This is a genomic window from Spiroplasma endosymbiont of Halictus nicosiae, from assembly GCF_978018445.1.
Genome location: NZ_OZ389573.1, coordinates 2,075,254 through 2,100,906 on the forward strand (window position 1 = coordinate 2,075,254; position 25,653 = coordinate 2,100,906).

A 25,653-nucleotide genomic window follows, 5' to 3' on the forward strand; every position below is an offset into this window, starting at 1 on the left:
TCTAATGGATCATCAAATTCTAACTTATTAAGAATTACAATTGAATTAGAATCATTAACTTGTTCTAATGATTCACTTTGTTAAAGTTCGTGCAAATAATTTAACACGATCTCATAAAACTTTTTTATCCTCTAAACTAACTTTTGGTAGTCCCTTAATATTTTTTTTAAGTAAAAATAAAAATGGTGAAGCATATAATTCAATACGTAATAAATCAATATTAACAAGCGGCATTGAAAAAAGAAGTAGCAATTTCAGACATTGAATCACAATTTTCTTTATCCATAACTGCTAAGAAAAATTGCATTTCGTTATTTTTTTCTTTAAAAATTTTCATTAAATCACGAATAATTTCAAAACTTTATAATGTAATTCCATCAATCTTAAGTTCATCAGTTTTAATATTATGATTACTATTCTTTAAAAAGTCTCCTGTCAGTTCCTCATCTTCATTGTTACCTTGTAATAAATTTATATTTCGGCCATTACTTTTCATATTTATTGTATTTGTTTCATCAGTATTTAATTTCATATTTTTCATTCTTTCGAATGGATTGATATACATCGCGTAGTCCTCCTGCTTCGTTTATTTATATTTAAATTATATCATATTTCTAAAAAAAATATAAAAAAATTGCATTATGAAATGCAATTTGGTATGATATTATTCTTTTCTAAAATTAACCATTGTGCTCTTTCTTTAAATCCGCAAGTTCTTGTTCTAATTGTTTAATTCTTTCTTCCTTGTTTCCTAAGGGTGGATTGCTACCATCATCATCTTTTTTACGATAGTCCCTCATTATTTTTCTTGTCCCAATTTGAAGATTATCTTTATTCATAAAAAAGAAATTCCCCATAAAGTAACCAATAACTCATACACCTAAAAATAAGATTGTAATTAAGAAATCAATAGTATATTTTTCTTGGTTAATAATAAATAAAACAGTAAAAATACATGTTAACAAAATTAAGATACATAAAAGAACAACATTAATAATTCGATATCATGATCATTGTTTTTTATTTATTTTTTTGCCATTTTTTGCCTCCTTATCTAATAAATTCTTTTGTTAAAGAATTATAAATCTTTGAAGGACGATTATCTAAATAACCAACGTCAACAATAATATCAACATTAAATTTTTGAAGATCATTAAATTCTTTAGCATAATTTTGACCGCTAATATTTACACTTGTCCCATAAATTGGCCCAACCTTATTAATAATTTTTTTTAATCATTTTGATTTTGTAATTCTAATCCCAATTGTATTATCTTCTGTAATGTTATAAAGCTTATTAATATTATCTTTTATGTTACCTATTATAGTAATAGTTTCATTCTTTTTAAAGAGTTTTAAATCATCACGTGGCAAGTCAATAAAATTCTTCGCCATACGAACTGAACTAACAATAACTGATAAATACATTTTTTCTGATCGTCCTTTAACTTTAAAAATTATCGCTTTTGCTACTGGTGAACTAATAATACACGTCATGCCATAAATAGTATCTGTTGGAACAATAATAATTTTTTCTGCTAAATAACCAGCAATAATCTCTTTGCGATCTTTTACAGTATATACTTTCATATATAATTAGCCTCCTTTCTTATGAACCCTTTGAATTTGATTTAATTTGTTTATTGCTAATATGATTACTTTTAATTTTTGAAATATGTGAAAGAGCAATAATTGATAAAACAGTAATGAAAGCAGATAATAGAATACCACTTGCTAATAATTCATTTCCTTGTAATCAAAAGTAATCTAAATGTGTTGTTTTAAAAAGTGGCTCCATTACTGTTTCTTTAAAATTATCACTTTGACTATTTCAATAATCAACTGCTTTTGTTAATTCATATTGAGAAACCAAAAACATTACTAGTGAAGTCCCAGTTACAATTAAAAAACTAACATAAAAACTAATAAAACCTTTTTTAGTTAAATTTGGTTTTTTCAACATTACAAAAGTAAATGCAAATAACATTGAAATAATTAAAGCAGAAGAAACAATTGGTACAACACTAATAAAAATTCCTGACCCGGGCATATTCATTGTCATCTTAAAATAATCAATATTTGGTTGATCTAAAATACTAGTTGTATTCGGTATAATAGCATTAATTATTAATTGTGGATAAAAGTAAGAAAATAAAAAAAACCGATTTGCATCAGTAAAACTACTGCCAATAATAATTGTATAAACAAATTGGGGAATAAAAACCATACTTGAAAAAAAAACGACTCATAGTGAAATATTAAATTCATTTGGAATTAAATATAGACTAATAAACTTTTTAAGACGACTTTGATTAAATGTATCTTTTAAAACAAATAATTCTTCTTTTTTAGTTGGATTAATATTATCATTTAATAATCATTCTAATTTAAAACTAACTTTCAACATAATAAAAATAATAAAAATCATTTGTAATCCTGTAATTCATCAAATAGCATTAAGATTAATTCATGTTAATGGATATTTATTGTTTGTTCCAGGCCCTGTTGCTAAATTAATTAATGCTTTAACAATTGCATCTCGATTTAAAATATCTTTATGAATCATATCTTGAATATTTTTAACAAACTCAGGACCAGTATAACCACCTCTTAAAGAACGACATCACTCTGTAAATAAATTATAATAATATTCTGCAAGTGAAAATAATAAACAAGCACTAAATAAAAAAGAGATAATAAAAACTGTTCCAATTAACAACATTCTATTATTAAAATTAACTGTTCGTTTTTGATGATGAATGTAAAAAACACTACTAATAATGGCACCTGCTAATGTTCCTAATGCAATATATGGCAAACCAAAGATTAAAAACTCATTTGGTAGATTAGGTGTTGTAAATGTTGTTAACACATCATTAGGTACTGTTGCAATAAAATTAAAGTATTTTTTTAAAAGTTGATCACTATGTGATACATATATAAAAGTAAAATATGGGACCATAATAAATAAAACTAATAAAAAAGCAATACTAATAATGCGAGTTCTTTTAATATTTTTAAGTTTATCTTCCATATCCTGCACCTCACACTTAAGTTTCTTTTATTTTATTACAAAATATTAATAAATAACATTCGTCATTTTTTATTTATATCTTTTTGAAAATAATATTTCTGATTTGGAAAATATTCTTTTACTAATTTTTCTAAATCTTTTTTTGGTCATAACCATGTTCAAAACATAAAATGCCATTTTTTTTAACAACCTTCTGTCAATTTTGAAAAATTTCTCGATAAAAATATAGGCCATCAATATCACCAAACAAAGCAACATGTGGCTCATAATTTTTAACACGATTACTAATATTTTGATTCTTTGGAATATAAGGTGGATTACAAACTAGCAGATCAGCTTTAATCTTATTTTTAATAAATGGTTCTAGCATATCACCTTCCAATAATTTAACATTTTTGCAATTTAACTGCTTAATATTTCTTTTTGTTACTTTTAATGCTTCAGTTGAAATATCACTAGCATAAATTGTTAAACTTGGATTTTCTAAGCCTAAACTAATTGCAATTGCTCCGCTCCCAGTTCCAATATCAATTAAAGTTAATGGTTTATCACCATTATTAAGCAATATTTCATCAATTATAATATTAATATTATCAACTAATTCTTCTGTTTCATAGCGAGGAATTAAAACATTATAATTAACATAAAAATCATATCCATAAAAATTTTGTAAATTAGTAATATGTTGGATTGGTTTTCCATTACGATATGCCATTAACTGTTGTCAATAATCATCAATCTTAAAATTAATTTTATCATTTTGAATTGCATATAATTTTGCTAATGAAGTTTTCATAAAAAATGCTATTAAAATTTTAATATCGACAAGATAATTAGCATTATTCGAGTCTTTCAAATAATCTTCTGACTTTTGAATTAATTCATTAACTGTCATTAGTTTCCTTCCATTTTCAATCTTTGTTCTTCATTAATTAATACTACTACAATTTCATCTAAATTACCTTCCATAATTTGGTCTAATTTTTGTAGTGTTAAATTAATACGATGATCAGTAACCCGATTCTGAGGATAATTATATGTTCGAATTTTTTCACTCCGCTCGCCTGTTCCTACTGCATCTTTTCTTAATCTTCCACGCTCTTCATTAATTTTACGTTGCTGTTCTTCATATAATTTACTTCGTAAATGTTGCATTGCTAATGCCTTATTATCATGTTGACTACGGCCATCTTGGGAAGTTACAACAACTCCTGTTGGTAAATGAGTAATTCGAACAGCTGAATCAGTTGTATTAACATGTTGTCCCCCTGCTCCTGAAGCACGGTAAGTATCAATTTTTAAATCAGCAGTTTTAATTTCAAAATCAACTTCTTCAATTTCTGGTAAAACAGCAACGGTTGCTGTTGATGTATGTACTCGCCCTTTACTTTCTGTTTTTGGAATTCGTTGAACACGATGTGCTCCTGATTCAAATTTCATTTTTGAATAAACACAATCTCCTTTAACCATAAAGAAAATTGTAGAAAAGCCACCTGCTTCTGATTCATTTGCTTCAATTAATTCTACTTTTCAATGTTGTTGTTCTGCATATTTTATATACATTCGATATAAATCACCAGCAAAAATGTTTCCTTCATCACCACCTGCTGCTCCACGAATTTCAAAAATAACATTCTTATCATCATTAGGATCTTTTGGCAATAACATTACTTTTAACTCTGCTGTAAGTTGTTCTTTTCTTATTTCTGAGGTTTTTAATTCTTCTTTTGCTAATTCAATTAACTCATAATCCTTTTCTGTCTCTAAAATTAATTTTGCTTCATTAATATTATTTAAAACATTTTTATAATTTAAGTATAAAGCAAGGGTTTCCTCTAATTGTGCTTGTTCTTTTGCTAAACTAGTTAACTTTTTTACATCATTAACTATTTCTGGTTTTGTTAATTCTTCATTAATTAAATTTCACCGCTTTAACATCGTTTCTAATCGTTCAATTGTTTTTTGATTCATTTGCTTCACCTCTTTTTTAGACACTTAACAATTATAATATATTTTGAATAATAATGATTAATTTAATTTATTATAATAAAAAAATCATAATAATTAATGACTTTTTACTGATTTGAAATTAATGTTTGAAATTTTGGCAAATTTTTTAATTGGTCGACTAAAGTTAAACGATATTCACAACTTTCAATTGTTTTTTTAATGAAATGTTTATGAATAATTTTTTGGCTAATTTTAAAAACATTACCATTAACAATAACATTGTCATTTTCCTTAATTAATAAGTCTTCTAAAATTATTATTTTGGAATTAATTGGCAAATTTTCAACAAAATGAGCTTTAATTTTTTTTATATTTTTTGGCTTACTATTTATAATAAAATAAACTTCAGCATTTAATCCAATTTTTGTTAACATTTTTTCCTCCTACATTAAGATGTTACTTCATGACAATGACGACAGCGAGCTTCATATTTATCCTTTTCACCAATTAAAACAATTGGATCATAATAATTAGCTGTTTTCCCATTAATTAAATGTTGGGTTCTATTTGCTAAATTTCCACATTTAACACAAATTGCATGCAATTTCTTAACCTCTTCTGCTCGTGTCATTAATTGTTCAACATTAATAAAAGCTTCACCTCGAAAATCTTTATCTAAACCATTAACAATAACAATAATTCCTTTATCTGCTAAAGAATCAGCAAGTTTAACAATATTATTATCAAAAAATTGGACTTCATCAATCCCAACAAAATTTGTTGTTGGTTTAAGGTTTGTTAATAACTCTTCAGAATTCTTAACTGATATTGCTTCAACTGCTTTTTTGCTATGACTAACAACTTGGTTTTCACTATAACGATTATCAATTGTTGGTTTAAAAACTTGAATTTCAAATTTAGCATAACCTAGGCGAACTAAGCGGCAAATAAACTCTTCGGTTTTTCCAGCAAACATATAACCAGTGATAACTTCTATTCAGTCTATTTGAGCTTTACTATTTAAAAAATACATTCTTAACCTCCCATATATTTAATGTTATTTTTAATTACAAAACTTAAGTCTTTTAAAACTCGTTTTAAATCTTTTCACTGATAAATTTTTGCACCGCTTGCTAACTGATGACCACCACCACAGTACTTTTCTGCTACTTTATTAATAATATAAGTATTACTACGAATGCTAAGGTTTATATAACCCTCTGCTTTATTTTCAATTACTCAAATTCAAATTTTAAATTCTTTAATATTACTCATAATATTAACCCATGGTTTAACAGTCTCATAACTCATATTATGTTCTTTTAACATTTTGTCAGTTATCTTAACATAACTAATTTCTTTATCATAAATAACTACTTGCGATAACAAATAATTTTTAAAGCGTACATTAACTCATGATTTTTCATATAAATTTTGATAAATTGATTGCAAATCAAAACCTGTCGCAACTAATTGCCCCGCTAACATAAAAGTATTGTGGCAAGTTTTACTATACATAAAACGATTTGAATCTGTTACAATTCCAGTAAAAATTAATTTGGCTGCCTCTGGTGTTACTATTAATTTTGATGTTAAAACTAACTCAGCAATCATTTCTGAAACTGCAATTTTAGTTTCATCAATTCATTGTATATCACCAAATGGCGTAACATTAGGATGATGATCAATTTTAATAACTTCTTTTGCTTTCTGTCAATATTTACTATCAATTCGTTCAATGTTCGCTGTATCAGTCACAATTACTAATGCATCTTTATAATCTTCTGCTTGAAGAAGATCAGGTGTTGCTAAGAAGGCTAAAAAATCATTTGGTGCACCATCAACTAATACCCTCTTATTTGGAAAATTATCTTTAATGAATTGTGCTAATCCAAATGCTGAACCATATGCATCACCATCTGGTGAAATATGACGTAAACAAATAATTGTCTTATAATCTTTAATTTTTTGTAAAATAATTCCTTTTAAATCTTGCATTTTTTTCCTCGCTTATATGTTAGCAGCTAAATTATTGTTAACTTTATCATAAACTAATAATGCATTCTTTTCAAAATATATTGTTGTTGTTTTTTTTAAATTTAGTTCTTTTTCTGATACTAAAATTTTAAAAATAACTTCATCATTAACTTCAAAAAAGCAAACAATTGATTTAAAGACTTTTTTAATTGACTTAACATGTCCTTTATATAATAAATGTAAATCTTTGTTAAATTCCTTTGTCTTTTGGAATGAGATTAAGTTTGGATTAACTGCTAAATAATATTCTTTTTGATCAATTAATTTAGTTCCTTTAGGTAATTTAATCTTAATTTTTTCATTTTCTAAAACATTTTCTGTTATAGAATATTTCATGCTAAAAACATTTTCTGAACTATTATACATTATTTGATATAAATTAATTGTATTAGGTAAAAATTCAGCATGATTTTTTGACATCAATTTGTAATTATTATCCTTATCAAAAAATAATAATTGTGTAACATAATTTTTAATATTCTCAATGTTCTTTGTTAAAACTAAAAAAGTTAACTGTGGATTATAATTTTTTAAACTAAGTAAAATTTCATTTAATTCATTTGCTTCATTATGAGTTAAATTGTCAAAAGTATTATGTAAAATAATTAATTCTTTCTTAATTAAAATGGCATTAATCAATCTAATTTTAGTATGATCAAAACTACTTAAATTTTTAGTAAGTTTAAATGAATTCATTTTAATATTTAAATTACTCATTAATTTTTTAACTTCTTCAAAAGCTTGATTATAAACTGTTACAACTTTTTCATTTGCTTCTTCAATAGTAAGTGAATTATCTTTTTCACGAGTTTCTAATGTATTATTTAATAATTCCAAATGATATTTATGAAAATATTCTAAAACTTTTCCCTTAATAATTGTTGCTTCATCTGGTAATAAATTTGCAATTAATTGTTCTTGTTTTTGATTATAGTTAAATCATTGATCTTCTGATAATTTTGTTCAAGTAATTATATTTGAGGAATTACTTTTATTTAAAATTCCTTTAATAACACTCTTATGTTTACTATCTTTTAAAACCATATTTATAACATTAAGACGATATTTTTTTAATGCTTTTCGTGCTTTAATTAAAAGATAACGTTCATATGTAATTTTAGTCTGCAATATTTTTAAATACTTTTCACAAACTAATTTTGCCCCAATAAAACCAAAACTTTTATCTTTAAGTTTTCTTTTTTTAGAAATTTCATAACAATCACACAAATAATCTAAGTCAGAAATATAATAAATTTTATCTCATAAAGCTTGTAAAAATGCAAGATAACCTTCATATACACGAATTTCTTCTCTTTTATAAGTATAAGTATGTAAACTTTGAATAAAAATTGAATCTTTATCATCATCTAAAATTTTACTAATTTCTTTTTTATGGAATTCACTAATTTGAGTTAAATAAGTCTCAATTCATTCTTCTTTAATATGAATTGAATTATTAAAATATTCATTAATGATTTTATCTATTTTTAATATTAAATCTTGTTTATTTAAATTATTACCAATAAAAACTAAATTTTTATAAAAATATTTATTTTTATTATATTTAAATGAACTATCATGTAAAAATTTTGGCGTTTTTAAAATATGATAAGCCAAACGTAATTTTGTTGGTAAAAAAGCTAATCTTAATGGGCCGGGTGATACATAACCAATTCTACGTTCTTTTGGTAATAAAGTTGTTATATTTCTATTATTTAAATAAATCTTTCCATTACGTGGTTTTTTCTTTCCCAATAACAATTTTAAAAAATATAATTGTGAAAACTTATTCTCAAAATGAGTCCCCAAAACTTCTTGACTATCAACACTAAAATTTAAATCACTAAAAATAATTTTTTTATATCGTTTATACTTTAAATTATTAATTTTCAATCCCATTAAAATACCACGCTCCCAATTAATTTTATTATACCCAAATAAAAATAATAAAAAATAGTTATTGTTAAGTTAAACTTATATTTCCGCTAATTTTTGAAAAATTATGTTTCTAATTTAATAAAATTAGATTACAAAATATTAAAAAAACCTTTATCTTTTTAAGATAAAGGTTTACCAATTATTCTACTTTTTGTTCATCAGATTTTGGTTTTGCTGTTTTTTTGTTAAGTTCTTTTTGTGCTTTTGATGCTTTTTCTGTTTGTTTTACTAACTCTTCTTTTTTATTAAATTTAGATTTAAATCGTTCAACACGTCCAGCTGCATTAGCAAACTGTTGACTTCCTGTATAAAAGGGATGGCATGAAGAACAAGTATCAACTTTTAATTCTTCTCCTTTAGTAGAACCACTTATGTACTCAGTTCCACAAGTTGTACACATAATTTTAGTATCAAAATATTTTGGATGGATTCCTTCTCTTGACATATAACTCACCTCACTTTTAATAATATGACTGCATATTATTTGCACGTAAATAATGATAACACATATTTAAACAAAAACAAAGATTATTTAATAATCTTTGCAAATTCATTAAATTCAATTCTAATACGTGGCATTGTTGCTTTATCATCATCTTCTTCATAGTATCCTAACGCTAAAGCTAAGACTGTATGATATTTTCCTTAATCAAACGTACAATGTTTTGCTAATAACTCATCAAATTTTTTTGCATCAAAACCACCCATAATAGTAGTTCCTATTCTTAAATCAGCAGCTTTAATTGTAATAAAACTAGTTACAATATGAGCTTGTTCTGAAACAAATGCAGAAAGATGTTCTTTTTGTTGCAAAAAAGTTTGATATTTTTTAATTGCCTTTTCTAAATCATCTGCTTGATTAATAACTCGTTCTAATCGTTTTGTTAAAAATTCAGTTGAAACTAAATAAGATGGATTAGTACCCGTAATAAGCATTATACAACTAGCATTTTTGACTTTTTCTTGATTTCAACCAAGCATTGCTTCATCAGCAAATTTCTTTTTTAATTCTTGATTTGTAATACTAACAACATTAGTTACTTCAATTCCTAAAAAACAAGGTACTAAGCGCCCTGCTTCAAGTATTACTGTTAAATCTTCTTGATTAATTACTTTTTCACTATTATATTTTTAAATAGTTTTTCGTCAATTAATTGCATTTTTTACTGTCATTTAATATTATTATCTCCTTTAATTTTTATTACTCATTAATTTTTGTCAAAGCAACGTTTAATACATCAACGCTTTTTGCAAAAGGAGGTGAATATGGTAGATCTAAATACTCAATTTCACCAATTTTAGTTTTTGTTCAAATAATTGGGATTAAAGCATTGATTCTTAAACTAGCTTTATTATAACCAAAAATTTGTGCACCAACAATAATTTTAGCTTTTTGGTCATAAATAATTTTAATTGTTATTGGCTTCGCATCAGCAACATAGTGTGTGTGATCTGTTCCATTTACAACAACCTCTTTCACATTAAAACCATTCAAAATTGCTTGTTCTTTTGTATATCCTGTTCGAGCAATTTCACTTTCGAAAACCTGCATAATACTTGTTCCAATTCCACCAGGAAAATGATCTTTCTTTCCCGCTAAAATATTACCTAGAACCTTACCATTTTTGGCTGCAATTGTTGCTAACGACATATAATTTAATTTATTATCAATAATATTTTTTGTCATCACACAATCACCTACAGCATAAACATCTTTAATATTTGTTTCAAATTGGTTATTCACTAAAATTGTCCCAAATTCATTCATTTTTAAATCTGTTGTTTTTAAAAAATTAGTTACCGGAGTAACCCCAATTGCAACTAATACTAAATCTGTCGCAATTTCTTCTTCCGGTGATAATTTAATTTTTGTTACCTTATTATTTTTAACAACAAGTTCTGTTACTTTGGTATTTGTTTTAATTTTAATTCCTTTTTTTTCTAAATCATTTGCTAATAAATGTGCAATATCTTCGTCAAGCAATTTTCGTGAAATTCATTTGTCAGCTTCAATTAACGTAATTTTTTTTCTTGCCAAGCCAAAACTTTCACAAAATTCTAATCCAATAAAACCTCCGCCAATAATAGTAACATTTTTTACTTTTTTTAAACGTGAACGTAATTCAATGGCAGCTTCCAAGGTTGTCCCTGTAAAAACATTTACAGCGTCTTCTCCTGCTAGATTTAAACGACGTGGTGTTGCTCCAACACTAATAATTAATTTGTCATAATTATCAATAAATTCTTGGTTTGTATTATAGTTAATTCCGTAAATAGTTTTTGTTTTAAAATCAAGGCGTGTTATTTCACAACTAGTTTTAACAAGAATCCCCCGATTTTGAAATTCTTCAACAGTTCGTGCAATCATTATTTCTGCATTGTCAAAATGTTTTCCAACATAATAAGGAATTCCACAAGCTCCTAATGATGGATATTTAAACTTTTGATAAGCAATAATTTCAACATCATTTTTTAACATACGTTTTAATTTACTTGCTGCTGTCATGCCAGCTGTTGAACCACCAATTACTATTACTTTCATATTTTTCAACTCTCTTTCTTCTATAGAAATATTATAACCTTAGATTATTAAAATAAAAATAAAGGACTAAGCCTTTATTCTTTGTTTTTTCTTTTTTCCCGTTTTCGTTTTTTCCGCAATCTTGACCATTTAAAAAGAATTAAGTCTTCATTTTCTAATGAATTAGTTAACTGAGCAGCAATTGTTGTTGCTTGTAATCCCCCCGCAACATTGACAGCTGTTCGTCCCATATCAAATAAACCATCTAGAGCACCAATAATTGCATAAACTGACACATACAATGTTCCTAATCCAATTCCTCCTAAAACACCAGCAGTAACAACACTTGCTGTCCCTGGCACACCAGCAATTCCTAACGATGCAATAACTACTATCAATAAAACAATAAAGAAATTAGCAACAGTTAAATCATATAAACCAGCTGTTGAAATAAAAGAAACAATAATTCCTGCTTGTACACCTGCACAAGCAGTTAACCCCATTGTTGTGGTTAAAGGAGCAGATATTCCAACAAGATTCTCTTTTACTTTTATATCATCTTTTAAAACTTCCATTGTTACGGGTAAGGTTGCATTAGAAGATTGAGTTGTAAAACCCTGAATTACCGGTTTGATAGCAAACTTCCATCATTTAAATGGATTTACTCCTGATAATGTTAATAATAATGAATGCCAAATTAAAGCAATGATTAAACATAAATAACCAACTCCAACAATAATTCCAATGTGTGCTAAGTATCCAATTGGTCGTGAAATAATAGCATAAGTTATCATTGACATTACAGCATATGGCATTAATTTAATAATAAACATTAAACATGACATAATAACTGTTCATCAACGGTCAAAACCATCACGAATCTTTTGCATATCTTCTGGATGTCGCTTAGTTGATTTTTTAACAGCTAACCCAATTAAACCAGCAATTACCATTACGGGAATAATTGTTGCTAAAAGAAATGGCTGTACAAAATTAGACGGAACATAATTTCAAATAATTTCTGGCAATGGCTTTGATGCATCTTTTTCATAACTGCCACTTCCGGAAATTATAAATCCACTACCAATATTAAATACAATCCCAATAAATAATGTAATAATAAACATTGCTGCAACATTTAATAATAAAATAGTAATTGTAATAATTGTTCCTCTTCGTGAAGATGCATCTTTTCCTGGTTTTGAAACAGCTCTTGCAATTGCTAAAAATACAACAGGAACAGTCATTAATAAAATTGCATTTAAGAAAATCATTCTAAATAAATTAACTCAAATTGATAACTCATGTACTCATAAAACATAAATATTATTTGGAATAGTTTTATCCGGATTATTTGGATCTCGAATCTCTGGATTAATCATTGACCCTGATGGTTCCGTTGCATTATATGGGAAACCATTAATTGCTTGAATAATAATCCCAAAAATTAAACCAATTACTAACCCTGATAAAACACGAAAAATAAATCGCATTTTTGTTCTTTTAATTCAAAATCATAATAAAAACATCATTCCAAAGAAAATAAGAATACTAATAAATGATTGTCAAGTTGAAATTGATAAAAAATCATGCAATGGATTACTATTGTCTGAACTGAGTAATAAATTAAAATGCATTTGTCATACCTTTCTTGGAATAAATTGATAGTTTAATAATACATTTCAAACTATCATTAACACTTAAAATTTAAAAATCCCAAATGAATATATTTATATAAAGTTTTAAAATATATGAAAAATTTAACACCAAACTCTTTTTCATATTTTTTACAGATTTGTTCTGGTGAATCATGAAATTTGTTATATTTTTCATCTAGTCATTCTAAAATATTTAGCAATAATGATGATTTTTTAAAACATTTTTGTCATTTTTGTAAATAATCTTCGTGTGCTAATTTAGTGCCATATTCATTATCTTTTAACCTTTTTATTTCTTGTCTAATTGTATTGCGATTTTTATGCAATATTTTTGCTATTTTAGATATATTGGATTTACCATTTTTTCTTTTAAAAGAATCAAGTTCTAATAAATCTTTTAACATTACTCTTTCTTTAAAAGTAAAATGATGCTTTGTTTTATCCATTTTAAAAAATCCTTTCTTTTATATACAAAGTTAATTATATAGTTTTTTGAGGTTTTGGGCGAGCGGTTGATTTTCTTAAATTTTTGTGATAAAATGACTCACAAGTTAAAAAAACTTTTGAGGTTCTTTCAAACAAATTTGGGAACCTTTATAAAATTCTTCGCTTAACGCTTAGAATTTTTCCCAAGTATTTTGAAAAGCACGGCAAAATTTTTTAAACTTTAAGTAATTTTTCGCAAAACTTATGGAAATCACCGCGAGCCCAGATTAGTACAATAGAATCAAAATAATAATAATATCAAATAATCTCCTTTCTAAAACAATATATTTAAATTGCTTGACTTGCATATATATATATATATATATATATATATATAATGTCAATATATCTTGATAAAAAGTTTCAAGATTAAAGAAAGGAAATTATACAAAATGAAAAAACTTTTAAGTTTATTAAGTGTATTAACAATTAGTGGAACTGCTGTACCAACAACAATTGCCGCTAGTTCTTATTCTAGTCCTTATTATTATAAACAAATAAATAATTCAGAAAAATTATTAAGAAATAAAAGAGATTCAAATTTAATTGATTCATTTTCACAAGTTGTTATTACTACACACGGTAGTGTTACTTCTTCTGGTTTGGCATTAAATAATAAAGTTTATTTTGGATCTTATGATCATAAGGTATATAAATATGATCCAGAAACAGAAAGTCAAAAAATTGTTATAACAGCTGGTAGTGCAATTGAATCTTCTGGAGTTGTCTTAAATAATAAAGTTTATTTTGGATCTTATGATCATAAGGTATATGAATATGATCCAGAAACAGAAAGTCAAAAAATTGTTCTTCCTCCTGTAGTAAGAATTATTTCTTCTGGTGTAGTCTTAAATAATAAACTTTACTTCGGATCAGGAGGTTCTGATAAAAGTGTATATGAGTATGAAATTTTAGAATTAATTGAACAGGATATTATTAATATGAAAGAGCAAATAAAAAGAGGATTATATTTATACTATAAAAAAAGAAAATCACAGTTCTAGTCCTAGACCAATTTCTAACATTAATTTAGATAATTTAATAGTAATATCTGATCTTGTAATAAATGATAACCAAAAAAATGAATCATATAATTTAGAACAAGTTATTGATAATATTTGTCCAGCGTTTAACTCAACTTTAAAAAATAATACTGATAATGAACAAATTATGAATACAGTTTCTTGTTTTAATCAATTAACAAAAACAAATACATTTCAAAAAATGAATGGATTCACCTAAATCAGAAACAACATCAAATACTGATAATTGAAGTACAAATGTAAATACTAAAGTTACAGCAAAAGCTAGTAGTAATGCTGGTGTCCCTGTTGTTTTAGGAGCAAAACTTGAAGTTGCAGTTGAGGTTAGTGGTGGATATACGTGAGGAGGATCGCAAAATTATACTATAGCAGATACTTCAAGCTCTTCTGATACAGAAATTAAAACAACAACAGAAACTATGACTATAAATGTTTCGTCTCAGTCAATAAAGGTTCCGCCACACAGTAAAATTTTAGTTTTTGTAACTGCTTGAAAAAAATATACAACTTATTTTAAATTATTATCAAAAAGTTGAAGGTAATGTTAGTGCTTATTTTATCGATGAAAATGGTAATAAAATTAATTTTTCTACTACAATTAAAAATGTTATGCTTAGTTTATCAGAAAATAATATTTTACCTTCAAGAATTAAAATAAATGACGATAATAACATAAACCTTTTTTATGATATTAAAACTAAAAAAGAAATAATTATGCATAAAGTTGTACTTGGGGAAATAACTCCTTTAAGTTTAGATAAACAAAATTTAAAAATTAAGTAATATTATAAATTATAAACAAAATATGAAAAAAATATTAAATTTTTTATGAACAATCACTTTAATATGAACAAGTAAAACCAATTTAGTTGCTTGTAATATACCACAATATAATGAAAAAAAATAGCATATTTAAAAGAAAAAAATAATATAAAAACAAACGATGGTATTTTAGAATGAATAGCACCACAAGAAAAACCATTTGATACAGCAGATAATAAATATTATTTTATAGTTTGAAAAAAAGATGAATTAGAAATAATTAAGATTTTAAAAAATTATCCTGTTGAGGTAGGTAAAGAATATATTATATATAAAGATAGTAATTATGAATTAAAGTTTTTTAAAGATATTAGTAATACAAATAAAATAAAAGATACATCTTTATTTTATGCTAGTAATAATCCTTTTGTTTTTAGAAGATGAGGCGAAAAAAATTCTGATTATATAAATTATATTAAATCAGTTTATCGTTGAAATTTAGATAAAAATATTCCTAATTTAGTTGTTGATTCTAAAACTGGTGAAATAAAACTTTAAGAAGAATAAATAAATATAAAAAATTCATTTTAAATAAAATTAATTTTTTATATTTCTAAATTAATTAATAATAATTTTTCATTGTTCTTATTAAATAATTGTAAATTATTAATATTAATTTGTTCTTTTTCTGGAAAAATTGTAATATCATAGTTTCCATATCCTCATATTCCAGATATTTCAATTTGATTTAAAGCAAATAGTTTTTCGTCATAAGTTATTTTAATACTACCTTCAACTAAATCTTTAGTCATATTCATTCAAACTGCTTTTGAATAAATTAAACGATATCATTGCGAAAAATATTTTAAATATTCTTCTATTTTATCGTTAGAAATAATCAAATTAATTAAGTATTTGCCATATTCTCCATTGGATAATCTAATTTCAGCAGGAATAAGAGAAGGAATATTATTTGTTTCTAATTCATTTGTTATTGATAATTAATTAAAAAAATTTGCTTCTAATTGATAAACAGGGTTTTCTGAAATATTTTTGTTTTTAATATTTATTTTAAAATCAACATTTTTATTTCTATTACTTTGATTTTCTGAATTTCATGTAATTTGTCCTGTTTTTTGATTAATTTTAGGTATATTTGATGGTATATTTATTGATTCTCAACGATAAACTGATTTAATATAATTTATATAATCAGAATTTTTTTCGCCTCATCTTTTAAAAACAAAAGGATTATTACTAGCATAAAATAAAGATGTATCTTTTATTTTATTTGTATTACTAATACCTTTAAAAAACTTTAATTCATAATTACTATCTTTATATATAATATATTCTTTGCCTACCTCAACAGGATAATTTTTTAAAATCTTAATTATTTCTAATTCATCTTTTTTTCAAACTATAAAATAATATTTATTATCTGCTGTAACAAATGGTTTTTCATTTGGATAAACTTCTTTTCAATAATTTATTGGTTCTGGAAGAATCGGTTCACCGCCAAAATTAAAATACGAGGAATTTAATTGAACTTTACAATATTCAAATTCCCAGTATCCATTTTCTTTTGAATTAGGTTTAGGTGAAGAAATTAATTCAAAATAATACGAAGAAAATAATTTAATATCATCATTATAACCTTTATTAATTGCATATTTACTATATGTATAATTTGATAACATATAAATAATTTGTTTAAATCTTTTGACAACATTTTCATTAAGAGATGTGGGATTATCTAATTTTCAATTTTCAAATAAACCATTAATTACATCTTCTGGTTTTTGTCCTTCAAATTTTTGGCGCAGTTCAGCCGCTTTATTGGTAGGATTACCTTTTTCATCGTATTTTGCTCCTTGAAATTTACGGTCATAATTATAACGATATGTTAAATAATTTAATAAAACTTTTTTTAAACCATTTTTATTCACCAAATCTAAAATATCTTTTCCTTGAATATAGTTTTTGGCTATACTTCATGGTAAAAAACTTTCAGTAAATCAATACTGAAATATTCTTACATTAGGGTTTGTTTTAATGGGCATTGATAGTAAAGGTACTAAACTAGCGTTTTCAACTATTGATGATGGATAAGAATAAACACGATTAACATTGCCTCAACACTTAATATTTCCAAATAACATTGATTTAGGGTATTTAATTTCAATCCCAGTAAATACTGTGTCTTCGGGTAATGATTTTTGTAATACTAAATGAATACTATTTTGGTTTTTTCACTTAAAATCAGTTATTTTAACTAAATGCATAGATTTAATAATATTAAGACCATCGGGTGTATAAGGTCGTTTATATTCTTCGATAATATAGCATTCATTTTTATTTTCTTCACTAATTGATTCATTAATAGATACTATTTTTAAGTCTAATGCTTCTAAAAATTCTTTGTCTTGTTTTGAAATATTATTAATTAAAATATCTTTTTCATCAATCATTACATAACTTGTGCTATTATCTTGGACTGTGGTATTTTGTTGAATTTGTAATTTAAAATTAAAATCACTAATTTCATAACCAGTTATTTTAATATATTCATCTTTGTCAATAAAACCTATTTTAACGCTATTTTGAGAGTAATTTAAGATTGGTTTTTGCTTTGTCTTAACAAGATTATTAATTTTATAAATATATAAGGTTCTTGCGCGGTCTTCACTAAATAATTGTTCTAAATCGGGGTCGCTATATTGTGATTGATTAGCAAAATCTAACGGAATACTATCAATTGAATAGTCAATTGGTTCATCATTTTTTGCTAATTGTGCTAACATTTTTTCAGATGGTTTTAACATTATTCTTGTTCTCCTTCTTCATTAGACATATTGATAATAGTTTCGTTGTTTTTTAATTCTCTGTTTAAAGTAGCATTTACTGGTAAGCAAACATCAACAATTAACTCGTCAATATTTTTAATATTGAATGTTTTACTGTTTAAAATAGCATTATCATATTTAATTAACTTAATAATAAATTCAGTTAATTTAATTTCTCTAATATATATCATTTGTTCGTATGATGCGTTTGTTTGAATATTTACACCAGCAACTTCTGCCTGAGTTTGTTGTGCTCCTTTAGCAATGACGGGAACATGATGTCGATTTATTTTATAGTAATTTGTTAATAATCAATCATATATTTTAGTTAATTGCTCACCTTTAAAATTACCAGCAATATAGTCTACTGGTTGAAAATTACTATCAGGGTCTCCTTTAACTAATAACAAGTCATTTTCAATAAATGAAGCTAGCATTTTACTAATTTCTTGGTCAACTACACCAGTAACTCCATTAGTATTAATAGTAAATTTACCACTATTTAATAATGGATCTAACATTATCTTTTCAGCAATAATACCTAAAATACTAGCAAATTGTTTACCATAACGAGCAGAAGGCTCAAAATTAGGGTTATTAGGAATAATTTCAATTGGTATAAAATTAAGTGGTAATATTTCTTCTCTTTGTAAAGTTATATAGTTATTTCATTTAGCATCATCAATATATAAGTCGGTAATAGTACTATATAATCGTGTTTTTAACTTTCTAATAACTTTAACTTGTTTAGTTACAGCATCAATCTCTAATTTTTCAGTAATAAAAATACTCTGGTCATTTTTAATATAAGAGTCATAATCAAAAGTACAAGATACTAAATTACCTAATTCATCATATTCGTCATTGTAAAAATCAATAGTAATAAAATTAAGTTTTGAATTATTAGCAAAAATAAAGTATGCACCCTTACCATTCTTATTAATTTTATATTCGTTATATCAATTTTTATTAGTAAAGTCTTGCATCTTTAAAAAGTTATTAATTAATTTAGTATCTAATTGTTGATTAGCAAGTGGATTATAAATGCTAATTTCTAAATCTCGTGGATTTAAAAAATTAGCATTATCTTCACAAATTCTTTTTTCTAAAATCTTATTATGTTTTTGAACAGTAACATTTTTACGATTAGTAATAGTTGATGCTAAATTAAGATAATAACTATCAATATCATATTCTTTTTTTAATTTCTTTTTTGCTGGTAATAATCCCATTTATAACACCTCTTTATTTTGTTTCTTCTTTTTTAATAACATCTTCAATACTATCTTCTTTTTGTTTTTTGTTATGTGTTTTGATAAATCTAATTGTTTCAATAATCAAAACTATAATTCCAGCTCCGATAAGCATTGCTGAAACAATAACATATGCTGGTCAAGAAATACCCAATGTTTTTTCTCCTATAAAACAAATAATAATTCCTGCAATAAAAAACAATGATGAAACTCCAAAGATTTTCAAAAACATAATTACATCTTTAATATTTACTTTTGGCATAAAATCATCTTCTTTCTAACTTACTTTTTTTCTTTCAATATATAATTTAGTCATTTTAGCAGCAGCATTTTTTGAATATATTATAATTTTTCCATTATTTCTTAATTGTGCAATTTGATTTTCATTAACAGTAGTTGTTATTCCACTTGATATATTTCCTGTAAATCCTTTATAAGTTGATAAATAAAAACTATTTAAAAATTGATTATTAACTCATACTTTATATTTATATTTATTTTTATCTCAATCTTTTATTTGATATTCACTAACATTAGGAGTTCAATCAGTAATATCTACAATTTCTCAATCACTACTTTTAATTTGATAATGTTCATTAATATATTTTGTAGTTGGTAATGTATCATCAGTTATTTTTAATTCTGATGTTGTACTTTTTTAATAATTTCAAAGTTAGCAGTTATATCATTATTTTTAAATGAAGGGTCTCAAATTTCTAATTCACCTGTTTTTTGATTAAATGAAGCATTCGCTTTACCACTTTGAGTAGGCATTAATTTAATTCCAATTTCTCGTGTTCTCATATAATTAACAAACTCACCGCCACTAGTTGAATCATCAATTGCTAATTTATCATTGTAACCGTTTGTTACAGATATTTTGCCTTTATTATTACCACTTTCAGTAATAACAAAATCATTATGATTTAATGTTTTCATTATAGAATCTGGATTAATAATATTAGCAGTATTAGATTTTCAAACTTTATTAGTTTTATCATAAAAAATAGTATCATTATCAAAGGGAACATTTATTTCATTATTGTTATTTTTAATAATAGTTTTATTGTCAATCTTAGTTTTTTCTTTTTCTATTAAAGCATCAACTTCTAATTGAGTATAATATGATTCTAAATCAATCATTATTAAATCAATACCTTCTTCTTAAAAAGTACGAAACATTTTCTTTAAAGTTGTTAAATTAGCCAATGATTTTGCATAGGTAGGCAATATACCTTGTCAAGTAATCATAGGGTCATTTTGCGATGAATAATTAATATCACCAACACTCATATTTGCCGAAGTAAAAAATTCAATTGGAATGCGGTTAAATGTTCAATGCTCAATCGTAATAAACATCATATTAATACAAATTTTCTTTAATAATGGATCTTTAAATGTTTCAAACTTTAGTTTTGAAAATGGATAGTTTAAGTAAGAATTAATCATATTTTGGGCTCTTAAAGCAAATGTTTTAAATCATAATTCTACATCACCTTTAAAAAACTTATTATAACGAACTGGAACTTGTGTAATTTTACCTGTCATTGGAATAAAATTATTATAATTTTCCAAAGTAACATTTTGTCATAATTCATTTAACATTTAATCATTTCCTTATCATTTACTTTTTTTAGAATATATTTTCTTTAATATAAATTTTTTACTATTTAGTAATGTTTTTGTTTTAATTGTTTTGTTTAAATCTTGTTTTGTTCTGAGTTGTTTATATGCTTGAAATACTAGTCCATTACCTAACAAACTAGTAACCGCACTATCTTCTAGCTTATTTAACAATTTATATTTATTAAAGTTATTTTTAAATTGTTCTTGCATTTTTAATATCTTAGCAATTGTCCGATATATTTTAAAACTATCTTTTACTACTTGCTGATAAACAAGTGGGGCAAAAGAAACTAAATTAAACAAACTTGTTTTTTAAATCCCCAACCAATAAACCACTCACTGTTCATATAGAATTTAAACGGTTCAGGAGATAAAACAAACTGTTCTGCTTTGATTAAAGTTGTCATAACGACAATAGGGACATATTTAGGATTTTTATAATATATTGTTAAAGCAACTTCACCCACAACTGATAAAGGAACAATTTTAACTGCTAAAAAAACATCAGAACCATAAGCAAAAGGTAATAATTGACCTTTTTAATAGCCTTAGTTTCAAATTTATATAATATTTTTTTAGTTTTATCAGTAATTTTACTAATTACTTTTTGTTTAATAGTAATTATTTTTTTCAATTGGGGCTAATAATTTTTTAGTTACTTTTTGAATATAAAAATTTGGGTTTAAATGATTTAAAATTTTATTTAATTTAATTGGTGTTTGATGAAAAATATTTAATAATTTATTATTATATATTTTACTGCCCCGCATTAAATTAGCATTTAATATTAGGTTTTCACCAACACCTTTTTTATGAAGATTAGTCATTATGTTATATCACTCATTAGTATTAATTTTGCTTATTTTATCAATATTTAATCCATATTTAGACAATCATTTATTAGCATTTATTTCATTTATGCGTGGTATTTTTTGAACTAATGTAGGACTTATTTTTTGAATATTTTTTTCAATTTTTAATAAATTATTAATTGTTTCTAATTTAGAAACTTTAAAACCCTTATAAAAATCATTTCGGGCTAATTTTCCAATTGTATATAATAAAGTTTCATTATTAGCTTATTTTGTAAAATCAAATATTAATTTATCAGATAAAATCTTTTTACCTCTAACTTGTCTTACAACATCTTCTAAATTATTAGCAGTTATTACACCTAATTTTTCAAGTAGTTTAGTTTCTTTCGCTAATTTTAAAATTTTAGTTGTTCGAGCAGCACGCGTTAATTTTCCAATATTACCAATTGCTGGTAGCAAATTTAAGGTAATACTTTTTACTGTCACTTCTGATGTTAATTTATCGTATATTTGATTTACGGCAAAATCGGTTGCTGTTTCTACTCCAAATGAGATAAATGCTGCGGCAAAATTAGATAATCCCGCACCAAGACCAACAGCCGAAGCAATACCACCAGTTAAAACTGATAAACCAAGATCTAAAACTTGAATTCCTAAAAATTCTAATAACTGTAAACCAAAATTTTTTTCTTGTTGTTGGATTGACAATCTAGTTGAATTTTTTTAACAGTGTAAATTATTATTTGCTTCAATTTCAATTTGGTTTTTGTTTTGATTATAAACTGTATTTTCAGCAAAAAAATGTTCATAAACCTTCTGTGCTGAATTATATTTTAAATAACCTTGTAAAATCTTAAAATTGTATTTTTTTTGTTTTTCATCGTAATTTTTATATTGAAGGATTCCGAACAATTTTTTTGTTTGTTTAAGAAAGTCTTTCTTATAATTAAAATTTAAATAAAATTCTTGATAAGAATTTTTTGTTACTAAATCATTGTCCCGAAGATTAGGTGCATTAATAACTAAACTAATTTTATTTGTTTTATTCATATCAAAACACTGGGCTGGAATAATAACTTTTCCTCATTTTGAGTATTCGACTTGTGTTTGTGATATTTTTAAAATTGTTGAACTAGCGGTTGCTTGTAATTCCGTTGTGATTTGACATTATTTTTTATTATTAATATTTCAATATACTTTTAACATTGAAAAATTAAAATTAAATTGAAAAAAACATTTTTTAAAACATCAAGCAATTTGGTGTTTGGTTCGTGGTCAGTTTTATATGCTGTTGTTAATTCACCAGTTGGAGTAAACCATGGTTTTAAATTGCCAATATTAGGACGAATATAAAAAGCATAGGCTTTACTATTATCACCATTATCAAAAGCAAATAAAGGAATTGTTAAATCTAATGCTAAATTAATTTTATTATTAGAAGCAAACTGAAAAGAATTATAAACTGCTAATGGCTCTTCAATAAAATTTTGATTAAACAAATAAAAACCTCCTTTACAATTGAAATTTATCAAAAATAAAAGAGATTTCCTTGTTATTAATAAGCTCGCGCAAAATAAACTAAATTAGTTGCTGGTTGTCTGCAATGAAAACAAGTTGTTTTTTTTGTTGGCACATCAAATGGAATACAACGTGATGTTGTTTGTGTTTCAGCTTTAATTGTATCTTCGCACTCAATGCGACCACAAAACGGCACTAAAAATAAACCATTCATTTTTGCTAAAGTTTTTTTATACTCTGAATAATTATCGATTTTTTTTGTCCGTTGATGACGATTATCCAAAGCTCTTTGGTATAAATTTGTTGCAATTTGATCTAATAAATCAGAAACTACTTTTTCAACTTCTGTTCAGGAAACAGTAATTTTTTCAAAAGTATCACGCCGAGCAATTGTAACTTGTTGCTGTGCTAAATCACGAGCTCCAATTTCAATTCGCAATGGAATTCCCTTAATTTCCGCATTAGCTGCACGAAACCCAAAACCTTTGTCTGATTGATCAATTTCACAACGATATCTGTGTAATTTTTTTTGTAGTTGCTCAACTGCAGATAATTGCTCATCATTATCATTATTAATTGGTAAAATCATAATTTGAATTGGCGCAATTTGCGGTGGTAATACTAGTCCATTATCATCACTATGTGTCATAATAAGCCCCCCTATCAAACGCGTTGAAACCCCTCACGATGTTGAATAAGCATATTCTAAAGTATTTTTTTGATTTGAAAATTTAATATCAAATGCTTTAGAAAAATTTTGACCAAAATAATGACTAGTCCCGCATTGTAAAGCTTGACCATCATACATTAAAGATTCGATCGTATAAGTTTCTTCTACTCCAGCAAATTTTTCACGTTCTGTTTTTTTTCCTTTAATCACGGGTAATAATAAAGTTTTTTCTGCAAAAGTAGCATAAATATCTAAAATTTTTAAAGTAAATTGCTGTGCTTCTTGTTTTGAACTATGAATTGTATGCCCCTCTTGTCATAAAAATTCACTTGTACGTAAAAACGGACGGGTCGTTTTTTCTCAACGTAAAACATTAACTCATTGATTATATAACAGTGGTAAATCATGATAACCTTGGATTTCTTTACTAAAAAAGGTTCCAAAAAGAACTTCTGATGTTGGTCGAATGTATAATTCTTCATCTAAGACTTTATCTCCAACTTTTGTTACTGTTGCAATTTCTGGTGAAAACCCTTTAATATGTTCTTTTTCTTTATTAAAAAGAGTTTTTGGAATTAGTAAAGGAAAATAAACATTTTTTACACCATTTTTTTTAAATTCAGCATCTAAAATTTTTTGAATATTTTCTCAAATTGCATATCCATAAGGTTTAAAAATAGTTGTTCCCTTGACTGACCCATAGGCAATTAAATCAGCATTTAAAACAATATCAGTATATCATTGCGCAAAATCAACTTCACGCAGAGTAATTTTCTCTAACTTTCTGTTCATTCTTTACTTCTTTCTACCTTCTGTTAACACATTAAAAACATTTCCTTTTTCACCTTGAAAAATTTTAAGTTTTAAATTATTACTTTTAACATACATTTGAATTCGATTTAAATACTGATTATTTTTCATTAATATTCAGCGAATTGCTGTTGGTTTCACATCTTCAAAAACTTTTACGCGGCGGGTTACATCATCATATTCTCAATCTTTTTTTGTTAAATGAAATAAATTTTGAATATCAATTTCAATCACAGCAATTTGACTTGGATCAACTTTTTGCTCTGCAATTCAACTTCAAAAATAATGTCGCGTTGAATTAGATAATTCAAACTCTAAATGATCAGGTTTTTCTAAATATGTTCAAACAATATATTCACTTTCTTTTGCTAAATGAATATTCTTAACTGGCTGTAGTCCAAATTCCAATTGCCGTAAAACATTATTAATATCAGTATAAAATAATAATGACTTAATTCGCTGGCGATTTAATTCTTTAATAATTTTGTGCGTTTTACGCCGTTTAAAACTAAAACCAGTTTTAATTTTACTATTATCATCTTCATCTTCAAACAAACTACTTTCTAAATTATCTGATGATGACAATGATTTTTCTTGTAATAAGTTATGCTTTTTTTCTGTTTGATCTTCCTTTTCTTTGTCATCTTTATTTTTTAATTTATTAAATAGCATTATACCCCCTCCTT

General features: G+C 25.2%; 31 protein-coding genes and 2 pseudogenes. 3 read left to right on the forward strand and 30 right to left on the reverse strand.

The window, feature by feature from the left end:
* Positions 1 to 54: 54 nt before the first annotated feature.
* The 16 genes and pseudogenes from ACZ91P_RS14135 to ACZ91P_RS14210 form a co-directional block, all read right to left on the reverse strand.
* Positions 55 to 234: a hypothetical protein gene (locus tag ACZ91P_RS14135; protein WP_465156987.1), complete on the reverse strand. Its 180-nt coding sequence runs from the start codon at positions 232 to 234 to the stop codon at positions 55 to 57.
* Between the two features lie 127 nt (positions 235 to 361).
* Positions 362 to 565: a hypothetical protein gene (locus tag ACZ91P_RS14140; protein ID WP_465156988.1), complete on the reverse strand. Its 204-nt coding sequence runs from the start codon at positions 563 to 565 to the stop codon at positions 362 to 364.
* 115 nt (positions 566 to 680) lie between these two features.
* Positions 681 to 965 carry a hypothetical protein gene (locus ACZ91P_RS14145; protein WP_465156989.1) on the reverse strand — a complete coding sequence of 95 codons (285 nt, stop codon included), beginning with the start codon at positions 963 to 965 and terminating at the stop codon, positions 681 to 683.
* An 85-nt stretch (positions 966 to 1,050) separates the two neighbouring features.
* Positions 1,051 to 1,590 carry an L-threonylcarbamoyladenylate synthase gene (locus tag ACZ91P_RS14150; RefSeq protein WP_465156990.1) on the reverse strand — a complete coding sequence of 180 codons (540 nt, stop codon included), beginning with the start codon at positions 1,588 to 1,590 and terminating at the stop codon, positions 1,051 to 1,053.
* 19 nt (positions 1,591 to 1,609) lie between these two features.
* Positions 1,610 to 3,034, reverse strand: a complete 1,425-nt coding sequence (locus ACZ91P_RS14155) for a polypeptide chain release factor methylase (protein ID WP_465156991.1) — start codon at positions 3,032 to 3,034, stop codon at positions 1,610 to 1,612.
* A gap of 130 nt (positions 3,035 to 3,164) precedes the next feature.
* Complete coding sequence (gene prmC / locus ACZ91P_RS14160; protein ID WP_465156992.1) at positions 3,165 to 3,929, reverse strand: peptide chain release factor N(5)-glutamine methyltransferase; 765 nt, start codon at positions 3,927 to 3,929, stop codon at positions 3,165 to 3,167.
* Positions 3,929 to 5,005, reverse strand: a complete 1,077-nt coding sequence (prfA, locus tag ACZ91P_RS14165) for a peptide chain release factor 1 (RefSeq protein ID WP_465156993.1) — start codon at positions 5,003 to 5,005, stop codon at positions 3,929 to 3,931. Before prfA ends, prmC begins: the two co-directional genes overlap by 1 nt.
* A 104-nt stretch (positions 5,006 to 5,109) precedes the next feature.
* Positions 5,110 to 5,418 carry a hypothetical protein gene (locus ACZ91P_RS14170; protein WP_465156994.1) on the reverse strand — a complete coding sequence of 103 codons (309 nt, stop codon included), beginning with the start codon at positions 5,416 to 5,418 and terminating at the stop codon, positions 5,110 to 5,112.
* A gap of 14 nt (positions 5,419 to 5,432) precedes the next feature.
* Entirely contained in the window at positions 5,433 to 6,017 is a 585-nt protein-coding gene (locus tag ACZ91P_RS14175; RefSeq protein WP_465156995.1) for a thymidine kinase, read from the reverse strand.
* Positions 6,018 to 6,019: 2 nt separating this feature from the next.
* Positions 6,020 to 6,982: a DHH family phosphoesterase gene (locus ACZ91P_RS14180; RefSeq protein WP_465156996.1), complete on the reverse strand. Its 963-nt coding sequence runs from the start codon at positions 6,980 to 6,982 to the stop codon at positions 6,020 to 6,022.
* Positions 6,983 to 6,994: 12 nt separating this feature from the next.
* Complete coding sequence (locus ACZ91P_RS14185) at positions 6,995 to 8,920, reverse strand: hypothetical protein (protein ID WP_465156998.1); 1,926 nt, start codon at positions 8,918 to 8,920, stop codon at positions 6,995 to 6,997.
* Between the two features lie 178 nt (positions 8,921 to 9,098).
* The gene (rpmE, locus tag ACZ91P_RS14190; protein WP_465156999.1) at positions 9,099 to 9,404 is read right to left on the reverse strand and encodes a 50S ribosomal protein L31; all 306 of its coding nucleotides are present in this window, start codon (positions 9,402 to 9,404) and stop codon (positions 9,099 to 9,101) included.
* Positions 9,405 to 9,604: 200 nt separating this feature from the next.
* Positions 9,605 to 10,078: pseudogene (locus tag ACZ91P_RS14195) on the reverse strand (nitroreductase family protein); the annotation flags it as partial.
* A gap of 82 nt (positions 10,079 to 10,160) precedes the next feature.
* On the reverse strand, positions 10,161 to 11,501 hold the full coding sequence (locus ACZ91P_RS14200) for an FAD-dependent oxidoreductase (RefSeq protein ID WP_465157000.1): 1,341 nt from the start codon (positions 11,499 to 11,501) through the stop codon (positions 10,161 to 10,163).
* A 74-nt stretch (positions 11,502 to 11,575) separates the two neighbouring features.
* Entirely contained in the window at positions 11,576 to 13,174 is a 1,599-nt protein-coding gene (locus tag ACZ91P_RS14205) for a dicarboxylate/amino acid:cation symporter (RefSeq protein WP_465157001.1), read from the reverse strand.
* 5 nt (positions 13,175 to 13,179) lie between these two features.
* Positions 13,180 to 13,584, reverse strand: a pseudogene (locus ACZ91P_RS14210) (transposase); the annotation flags it as partial.
* 432 nt (positions 13,585 to 14,016) lie between these two features.
* Between ACZ91P_RS14210 and ACZ91P_RS14215 the strand changes: the two are divergent.
* The 3 genes from ACZ91P_RS14215 (at position 14,017) to ACZ91P_RS14225 (ending at position 15,450) form a co-directional block, all read left to right on the forward strand.
* Positions 14,017 to 14,628 (forward strand): Kelch repeat-containing protein, encoded by a 612-nt coding sequence (locus ACZ91P_RS14215; RefSeq protein ID WP_465157002.1) that lies wholly within the window; start codon positions 14,017 to 14,019, stop codon positions 14,626 to 14,628.
* Between the two features lie 224 nt (positions 14,629 to 14,852).
* Positions 14,853 to 15,209, forward strand: coding sequence for an ETX/MTX2 family pore-forming toxin (locus ACZ91P_RS14220; RefSeq protein WP_465157003.1), 357 nt, complete (start codon positions 14,853 to 14,855; stop codon positions 15,207 to 15,209).
* Between the two features lie 67 nt (positions 15,210 to 15,276).
* Positions 15,277 to 15,450 carry a hypothetical protein gene (locus tag ACZ91P_RS14225; RefSeq protein WP_465157004.1) on the forward strand — a complete coding sequence of 58 codons (174 nt, stop codon included), beginning with the start codon at positions 15,277 to 15,279 and terminating at the stop codon, positions 15,448 to 15,450.
* A gap of 584 nt (positions 15,451 to 16,034) precedes the next feature.
* On the opposite strand, the gene ACZ91P_RS14230 is transcribed toward ACZ91P_RS14225, so the two are convergent.
* The 14 genes from ACZ91P_RS14230 to ACZ91P_RS14295 all read right to left on the reverse strand — a co-directional run bounded on the left by ACZ91P_RS14230 (position 16,035) and on the right by ACZ91P_RS14295 (position 25,639).
* A complete protein-coding gene (locus ACZ91P_RS14230; protein WP_465157005.1) occupies positions 16,035 to 16,331 on the reverse strand; it encodes a hypothetical protein in 297 nt (98 codons plus the stop codon).
* Between the two features lie 99 nt (positions 16,332 to 16,430).
* On the reverse strand, positions 16,431 to 18,254 hold the full coding sequence (locus tag ACZ91P_RS14235; RefSeq protein WP_465157006.1) for a hypothetical protein: 1,824 nt from the start codon (positions 18,252 to 18,254) through the stop codon (positions 16,431 to 16,433).
* A complete protein-coding gene (locus ACZ91P_RS14240) occupies positions 18,254 to 19,507 on the reverse strand; it encodes a hypothetical protein (protein WP_465157007.1) in 1,254 nt (417 codons plus the stop codon). The genes ACZ91P_RS14235 and ACZ91P_RS14240 overlap by 1 nt, the downstream gene beginning before the upstream one ends.
* A 13-nt stretch (positions 19,508 to 19,520) precedes the next feature.
* Complete coding sequence (locus ACZ91P_RS14245) at positions 19,521 to 19,790, reverse strand: hypothetical protein (RefSeq protein WP_338990836.1); 270 nt, start codon at positions 19,788 to 19,790, stop codon at positions 19,521 to 19,523.
* A gap of 374 nt (positions 19,791 to 20,164) precedes the next feature.
* Positions 20,165 to 20,671, reverse strand: a complete 507-nt coding sequence (locus ACZ91P_RS14250; RefSeq protein ID WP_465157008.1) for a hypothetical protein — start codon at positions 20,669 to 20,671, stop codon at positions 20,165 to 20,167.
* A 21-nt stretch (positions 20,672 to 20,692) separates the two neighbouring features.
* The gene (locus ACZ91P_RS14255) at positions 20,693 to 21,133 is read right to left on the reverse strand and encodes a hypothetical protein (RefSeq protein WP_465157009.1); all 441 of its coding nucleotides are present in this window, start codon (positions 21,131 to 21,133) and stop codon (positions 20,693 to 20,695) included.
* A 12-nt stretch (positions 21,134 to 21,145) separates the two neighbouring features.
* Positions 21,146 to 21,457 carry a hypothetical protein gene (locus ACZ91P_RS14260; RefSeq protein WP_465157010.1) on the reverse strand — a complete coding sequence of 104 codons (312 nt, stop codon included), beginning with the start codon at positions 21,455 to 21,457 and terminating at the stop codon, positions 21,146 to 21,148.
* On the reverse strand, positions 21,445 to 21,621 hold the full coding sequence (locus tag ACZ91P_RS14265; protein ID WP_465157011.1) for a hypothetical protein: 177 nt from the start codon (positions 21,619 to 21,621) through the stop codon (positions 21,445 to 21,447). Before ACZ91P_RS14265 ends, ACZ91P_RS14260 begins: the two co-directional genes overlap by 13 nt.
* A 144-nt stretch (positions 21,622 to 21,765) precedes the next feature.
* Positions 21,766 to 22,047, reverse strand: coding sequence for a hypothetical protein (locus ACZ91P_RS14270; RefSeq protein WP_465157012.1), 282 nt, complete (start codon positions 22,045 to 22,047; stop codon positions 21,766 to 21,768).
* Between the two features lie 186 nt (positions 22,048 to 22,233).
* On the reverse strand, positions 22,234 to 22,677 hold the full coding sequence (locus ACZ91P_RS14275) for a hypothetical protein (RefSeq protein WP_465157013.1): 444 nt from the start codon (positions 22,675 to 22,677) through the stop codon (positions 22,234 to 22,236).
* Between the two features lie 15 nt (positions 22,678 to 22,692).
* Positions 22,693 to 23,019, reverse strand: coding sequence for a hypothetical protein (locus ACZ91P_RS14280; protein ID WP_465157014.1), 327 nt, complete (start codon positions 23,017 to 23,019; stop codon positions 22,693 to 22,695).
* A gap of 149 nt (positions 23,020 to 23,168) precedes the next feature.
* Positions 23,169 to 23,468 (reverse strand): hypothetical protein, encoded by a 300-nt coding sequence (locus ACZ91P_RS14285; protein ID WP_465157015.1) that lies wholly within the window; start codon positions 23,466 to 23,468, stop codon positions 23,169 to 23,171.
* 56 nt (positions 23,469 to 23,524) lie between these two features.
* Entirely contained in the window at positions 23,525 to 24,949 is a 1,425-nt protein-coding gene (proS, locus tag ACZ91P_RS14290) for a proline--tRNA ligase (protein WP_465157016.1), read from the reverse strand.
* Positions 24,950 to 24,952: 3 nt separating this feature from the next.
* Entirely contained in the window at positions 24,953 to 25,639 is a 687-nt protein-coding gene (locus tag ACZ91P_RS14295; protein WP_465157017.1) for an acetyltransferase, read from the reverse strand.
* Between the last annotated feature and the right edge of the window lie 14 nt (positions 25,640 to 25,653).